Genomic DNA, 1,137 nt, shown 5'->3' with positions numbered 1-1,137 from the left:
AGGCTTTAAAAAATTATTAGAAGAAGCATACAATATCTCAAATCTCAAGGTGTTATCAACAGCTCATACTACTAGAACTATGACTCTTACCAGGATGTATGGAAGTGACATATCAGTTGTAAATGGTGAGGTTTGCCTGCAAAGTAATTCTAATAGATACGGGTTAGGGTTATTAAGAGATGAACGTATGTGGAATCAAACTAGTGACATTGATTTAATGAGAATAATATTTCTTGGTGAAGAGATTGTAGGAGAAAGTTACCTAGAGTATAGAGATAAGTATTTACAAAGATTCACTGATATGGTCTATGACGTATTCAAAGTAGGTACAGGTGAGATTGCTGTTGTTAGATTGTTATGTATGCCCTACAATATGATTTTTACAAAAGCTTTTGATACAAAAAGTTTCTCTGAAAAATATAATTTAAACGAAAAGGCTGTGAGTGATCGCGTTAAAATTCTAGCAAATGAATCGGAAACATATCATGGTTGTCGAGGAGTAAGAGTTACCGTTCAAAGACAAGATATATGCCAAATTTGGTCGGAAGGAGTTATTAGGGCAGCACATAAAGCATATAACGAAGGTGTAAATGTTCATTTACAAATTCTATTGTCAATGGTTACTTTTCCGGAGGAAGTCTCTATGTTTGTAGAAATTTTTGAGAAGCTTGTGAAGTCATATGGAATTCAAGACTTAGTACGTGGAGTATCTATAATGATTGAAACATCAGGAGCTTTTCATGTATTAGAAGATATTCTTGATGTTAAGGGAGAGGATATAGAGCTAAATGGTGCCTTATTTGGCGGAAACGATTTTACTGCAGCATGTCTCAATATGAATAGGGCAGACTCGGCCAAGTCTATTATTCCAGAATACGTTAAGTTAAACATAATGCCTAGTAGCCCGTTCCAAATTATTAATGAACAAATTGTTGGAAAAGCAATTGTACAAGGGCTGAGACGTACTAAACTTTTAAAATTATCAAATAGAAGAGAATATTTAATGGGTTTAGGTGGAGAGATAGCTGGTTCTTGGCATTCAGTCAAATGGTTATCTAAAAACGCAGCTCCTCATGGATTAAATTATGTTTCTACTCCGCCAGACAGAATTTTATTTTCACTATTTGCAAGTGCTCA

General features: G+C 34.5%; 1 protein-coding gene. It reads left to right on the top strand.

Annotated elements, in window-relative coordinates; all coding sequences use genetic code 11:
- Positions 1-1,137: putative PEP-binding protein (locus RAC86_RS38955; RefSeq protein WP_377886985.1), on the top strand; the 1,137-nt coding region annotated here is incomplete at both ends.

Source organism: Bacillus sp. LR_5, from assembly GCF_042709275.1.
The sequence above is the reverse complement of the archived record's forward strand: the minus strand, read 5'-3'. Positions and strand labels throughout refer to the sequence as shown.